General features: G+C 39.6%; 5 protein-coding genes. 4 read left to right on the top strand and 1 reads right to left on the bottom strand.

The genetic code is table 11. From position 1 onward, the window contains the following. On the bottom strand, positions 1–418 hold a 418-nt coding region (locus JHD45_RS22070), incomplete at its 3' end, for a hypothetical protein (RefSeq protein ID WP_199478755.1). A 153-nt stretch (positions 419–571) separates the two neighbouring features. On the opposite strand from JHD45_RS22070, the gene JHD45_RS22065 reads away from it, so the two are divergent. The 4 genes from JHD45_RS22065 (at position 572) to mobF (ending at position 5,473) form a co-directional block, all read left to right on the top strand. Next, positions 572–760, top strand: coding sequence for a helix-turn-helix domain-containing protein (locus JHD45_RS22065; RefSeq protein ID WP_199478754.1), 189 nt, complete (start codon positions 572–574; stop codon positions 758–760). 197 nt (positions 761–957) lie between these two features. Continuing rightward, the gene (locus JHD45_RS22060; RefSeq protein ID WP_199478753.1) at positions 958–1,236 is read left to right on the top strand and encodes a hypothetical protein; all 279 of its coding nucleotides are present in this window, start codon (positions 958–960) and stop codon (positions 1,234–1,236) included. Next, positions 1,236–2,963: a type IV secretion system DNA-binding domain-containing protein gene (locus JHD45_RS22055; protein WP_199478752.1), complete on the top strand. Its 1,728-nt coding sequence runs from the start codon at positions 1,236–1,238 to the stop codon at positions 2,961–2,963. Before JHD45_RS22060 ends, JHD45_RS22055 begins: the two co-directional genes overlap by 1 nt. Then, positions 2,963–5,473: a MobF family relaxase gene (mobF, locus tag JHD45_RS22050; protein WP_199478751.1), complete on the top strand. Its 2,511-nt coding sequence runs from the start codon at positions 2,963–2,965 to the stop codon at positions 5,471–5,473. Before JHD45_RS22055 ends, mobF begins: the two co-directional genes overlap by 1 nt. Positions 5,474–5,742 lie beyond the last annotated feature (269 nt).

The following is a 5,742-nucleotide window of genomic DNA, read 5'->3' as shown; positions in this document are numbered from 1 at the left end:
CTTCCATTAATTCAATTATTTTTTCGCTATTTTGCTTTGTCCATGTTTCATAAGACCAAAAATGATTATCTTGTAATGTTTTATTTATTCGTTCGATGTTATCAAAGTTTACATCGTAATCCTCAAAAAATATTTTAGGAAAGGCTCCTGATTCTTTTAATTTTTCTTCATATTTTAAGAAATTTTCTAAAAATATTTCTTGTAGTAATCGTAATAATGAATTTTTCCCTGAGTTTTGATGAAAGGATAATTTGAAATTTTCACTCGAACAACACTCCTCAATTCTAATAAGGTTTTCATTGTTTCTAACGCTTATTTTATGTTTTTCACTATATTCTTCAAAAAATCTAGTGCGTAACTTATGAATGTCAAGTCGTAGGTTTTCTTTTAATTCACTTAATTTTTCTGGTTTTTTCATTGATAAGCTTCTCGTGGTCACTTTTTTGTAAACTTTCTCACGTGCTCCAAGAAATTATCATGAGTAGTCTATAGCTGTCTAACAACGAGGACTTAGGTGATGAAAGAAAAAGATAAATCGAACTTCATTTCTACTAATGAAAAAAGAGGTCTAATGAGTCGTATTGAAGCGGCTGATTTTTTGGGTGTACGCCATCAAACGTTAAGCGCGTGGGCATCCAACGGCCGCTATGGATTACCTTATGTGAAAGTGGGGCGTCGGGTGATGTATCGAATAAGTGATATAGAAGAATTTCTTGATCGTCGTACAGTATCAAATTCGGAAGAGCTAATTAATGACTAAGTTTACTGGTTTTCTATCAGACCCCATCGCACCTGACGATGCGTTCAACTGTCCGTTGATTTCATACAGAGAACTTGATATTCGGCCTTTTTAGCTGATTTCAGGGTGCGAATCGATTTCGCTAGTTCGGTATAAAAAACTCAATTAATTCAACTTATTAAAGCGGATTTCAGTGAAATCACGCTCAAGGGATTCTTATGTCTAAAAAAAATCTACATAGAGCAATCACAGTGCGTCTGTCTAACTCGGATTATAACAGCATTGTTAATGATGCTGAGATAAAAAATGAGTCTGTTGCAGAGCACGTACGCCAGATTATTACTGAGCACTCAGAGCAGAAGTCACTTGATCAAAATCTGCTGGAGCTTGAGCGAAAAATCACTAGCAGAACATTTTCTATAGTGTGCGCAGTAGCGAACTTATCTGACCATGAACGTGAAATGGTCAAACTACGTTTGAACGGAGGTAAATATTAATGAGATCTACACCAAATCAAAAAACTCAGGACTATGAAAGCATCTTAATTTTTTTCGGACTTACGTTCTTTCTCACTTATGCTGTACAGGTATACTTTACTTGGAATTGGTTTTCCGGATGGGGAAGCTTTGATGACCATTCAAAGTTCTTTATTAGCCTTATTAAGAGTTTGTTAAAATTAGGTAGTGGTTCTGACTGGAACTACTACTGGGGGTGGATTGAAAAAAACGGGCTATATCTTCACTTCTATTTGCATATTTTAATTCCTTTTCTAATTTCACTTTTTTCGTCATACAAATTAACAAAGAAAATTTGTTGGGAAGATGGTGGAAATGATATTAGTCATCATGTCGAAGGTAAAAGACTATATGCCGCTAGTAAGGCAATTAAGTTTGCGAAGAAGTGCGCTAAAAAATCGATCAAGAACGAAGGTCGAAAAAGTAGGGGCATTAAAATCCACCCTGAATTTCATATAACTAAAAAAATTGAACAGTCAAATATAGGTGTGTTGGGTACTACGGGGTCTGGTAAAACAGCAGTGATTTTACCGATTATATATCAGGTAATTCTATCTGGTGAAAGAGCTTTTATCTTTGATAAGAAACGTGAATTCACACCATACTTTCTAGACAAAAGAGCAATATTGATAGCCCCATGGGATAAACGATCTAGAGTTTGGGATATAGCAAGAGATATACGGAATCATGACGACGCAAAAACAGTCGCCGATAATTTGATCCCGATATTGAATTCACATGATCAAATGTGGATCAAAGGCGCGAGGCTAATTTTCGCAGGTATGTTGATATCTCTACTCAATGAAGGAGGCCATTGGGGGTGGAATGAAATAGCACAGCGTCTCAAAGTGCCTCAAAATGAAATGCAGTCATTATTAGAACAGCATTACCCAATCGCATCTTCTTTTGTTGTCGAGAATTCTAAGACGACACAAGGCTTTTATGTAAACCTAATTTCTGAATTGGCTTGGATTGAGACTCTTGCTCAGGCATGGGCAGGTAGTGACCAGAGCAAATTTTCAATTCGAGACTGGATAGCATCAAAAGACAAGAAGTGTCCGCAGACCATTATTGTTCAGTCTGATGAGCGTTTTGATTCAATAGGGGCACCAGTTTGCAATGCGCTTATATCCCTAATGACAACCTATTTTTTAGTTCAAACTCAAGAAGGTGCACTCCCTACATGGTTATTTATTGATGAGATGGCTAATTTACCTGCAAATCCAGACCTAATTCAATGGTTGGAGTTATCTAGATCTAGAGGTGGAAGAACCGTTCTAGGAACTCAATCAATTTCTCAAATTAAGTCTATTTATGGTGATCACGACGCGGATACTATCCTTAACCTACTTTCTACTCTTGTGTCATTACGTATAGGGAGCGCTGGTAGAGAGTCAGAATATGTTTCGAATGCCTTCGGAACTAAAGTGGTAGATCGCCCTTCCACGCACATTGGAGATAGAACATGGTCGCGGTGTGAAGAGCTTGTAGTCGAAGAGCGTGATCTTACTCAACTTGATATGCCAAGTAAAACGGGCGTAACGGGTTTCCTTTTAGTACCTAGTTGGAACTATATATTTCGTCTAACTTGGCCTTATTTTAAGAGGAAAAAAGTAGTGAAAGAGCAGGTGCTTGCAGATTGGGTTACGTCTAGACCAAAAACCAAAACAGTTAGCTCAGGCAACCGATTATTTGGAGAGCGTTCTTAATGCTGACAGTCTCTCCTATTCGAACGATTTCATACTATACCAACCTCGCAGCCGAAGACTACTACTTGGGTTCAGGTGAACCACCTGGAGAATGGTATGGTATAGGGTGTCGTAGTCTAAAGTTGCACGGTAAAACCGTAGAAAAGGAGTCCTTAGAGGATTTGATAAATGGAGGAGCGCCTTCGGGCGCTCCTCTTGTTCAGAATGCATATTCAGATAAACGTCGGTTAGGTTGGGATTGCACGTTTAGCGCGCCTAAATCTGTCTCTGTTGTTTGGGCGAGAGCAGATGACAATTTAAGATCAAAAATTCAGGAAGCCCAAACGATAGCGGCAAAACGAGGAATTGATGCACTTGAGCGTTATGCATCATTTACAAGGCGAGGCAAAGCTGGCGAGACATTAGAGCGAACTGCTGGGTTAGTGGTTGCAACTTTTAACCACTGTACATCGCGGGAGCAAGACCCACAACTTCACACACACGCTGTTATCTGTAACGTCGCCCCACGAGAAGATGATTCATGGGGGAGCATTGATTCCCGTAAAATCTATCAGTGGCAAAAAGCGGTCGGTGCGTTATATCGAGCGGAATTAGCTGCGCAGATGAGACAGCTTGGTTTTCAAATCGAAAGGGATGAAGATTCATTTCATGTCTCTGGTGTTGATAAAGAGCTATGTGAACACTTTTCAAAAAGATCAAAATCGATTCGTGAGGAATTGAGAAAACAGGGAATCGAGAGCAGTGCAAGTAAAGCGGGCGATTTAATAAAACTTGATACTAGGAAAGATAAAGGCTTAGTAGATCACCATGCTCTTCTAGAAAGCTGGCAAAGTGAAATGGATAAACTAGGCTTTTCTAAAGAGCGCTTAAACCAGATATGTTCACATAAACAAGCTTGTTTGAATGAATTGAATGAAGATCGCTCTCTTCTTTCGATTACTGACAAAAAAGCAATCTTCAAACCTCAAGACTTGTTTTACCAAATTGCTATAGATTCTGTGGTTTCAGGTATAAATGCGAGTGTGGTAGAGAGCGTAACAAAGCGGTTGCTAAAAGATTCAGAGGTAGTTGAGTTACCAGCTGAAAGGGGGTTTGAACCAAAATACACTACGGAGTCGGTTTTGGCTTGTGAACGCATGATGGTTCAATCAGCTAAAGCGCTCGCTAGCAGGCACACTAAAAAGATAAATGAGTCAGAAATAACAGATGCTATTAAGTCTGCAGAGAATCAACTTGGTTTTAAGTTTGATGATGAACAGTTAGAAGCAACATTCTCTATGTTGTTAGGTGGAGATTTTTCGATTATCCAAGGCAGTGCAGGTGCAGGGAAAACAACTGCAATGCTGGCCGCAAATCATGCCTTTCAAAATAAAGGGTATCGAGTGCAGGGAGCGAGTATCGCTAAACGAGCTGCGGATAACCTACTACAAGAGACGGGTATTGAATCCGTAACCATTGCATCATTGACCAGTAAGATAGTCGGCGGAGTGAATCCGCTTTCTAATCTTGATGTGCTAGTGATTGATGAAGCGGGTCAGTTACCCAGTACAGACTTTCAAAAAATCACTCATTGTGCAGAGCAAGCTAATTGTAAAATTATTCTGACAGGAGAAGACAAACAATTAGATGCCATCAACCGTGGCGGTGCTCTTAAGTATCTATCCAAACCAGAAATAATCGGAACCACTCGAATAGAAACCATCAAAAGACAGCGGACTGAATGGGCGCGTCTGGTCGTCGCAGACTTACGAGATGGTCACATGGAAAAAGCGTTCAATACCTTGAATGATAGAGGTTGCTTGCACTTTGGGGAGGATCAAGAGACTGCAAAGAAGATGCTAGTCGAAGATTGGCATAACTTTCAAAAGACTCATCCAAACAAGAAGTCACTTGTTATTGCTCAAAAATGGAGTGATGTCCAAGAGCTAAGCAAACTCATACGTGATATTCATATATCTGAAGGCCGAGTAGGGCAAGAGAATGTAGAGTTGAACTGTAGTGTTGCTGGGAAAACCTTCAAAACCGAATTCTCTAAAGGTGATAGGATCAAATTTTGTCGCAATGACTATCGAGATTTGAAAGTATCTAATGGAACATTGGGGACTATCACCACTATTCGATCAACAAAAGATCTTGATGCCGAACTAACAGTAAAGGCGGATGATGGGCGTTTGTTGTCATTTTTAGCTTCAGATTACGCTGATGAAAAGGGAGCTTACCTGTGTCATGCATACGCATTGACTGTTTATAGCTCTCAAGGTGTTACAGTAGATGGAAGCACATTTGTATACGGAGATGCAGGGATGGATCCTGTTAATTCCTATGTATCATTAAGCCGCCACAAAGATCTTTCAAATTTATATGTTATTCAAGATAAAGTTGATTTTTTGACTAGAGTATACGAACAAGAAAACATTGTAGAAAGTGATCTTACATCTCGTCACCTTGGCACGGTTGAGCCCCTACAAAAGTCATCAGCTCTAGCAATTGAGAAACAGTTGAGTTGTTAAGAGAGACTTATAAGGGGGAGTTCCTACTCTACCTGCTCCACTCTTGAAATTGAAAATAAGCAGCCTCTTGTGTAGATGTGGTAATAGACATATCCAATATTTGTGTTAATATTAACTCATACCAGTGACTCGGAGCATCTCCATGTCTTAGGCTGGTCCCTAGGCGCTATGATTTAGTTACATTGGGAGGTAAAGTAAGTTGTCGTTACTTTTCTCCCTTATGTAACTGCCACTCGCACACTCGCACACTCGCACACTCGCACACTCGC

The organism is Marinomonas spartinae (assembly GCF_016461715.1).
GTDB classification, from domain to species: Bacteria; Pseudomonadota; Gammaproteobacteria; order Pseudomonadales; family Marinomonadaceae; genus Marinomonas; species Marinomonas spartinae_A.
Note: the sequence above shows the minus strand (reverse complement) of the source record. Positions and strands in the feature narration are given on the sequence as shown.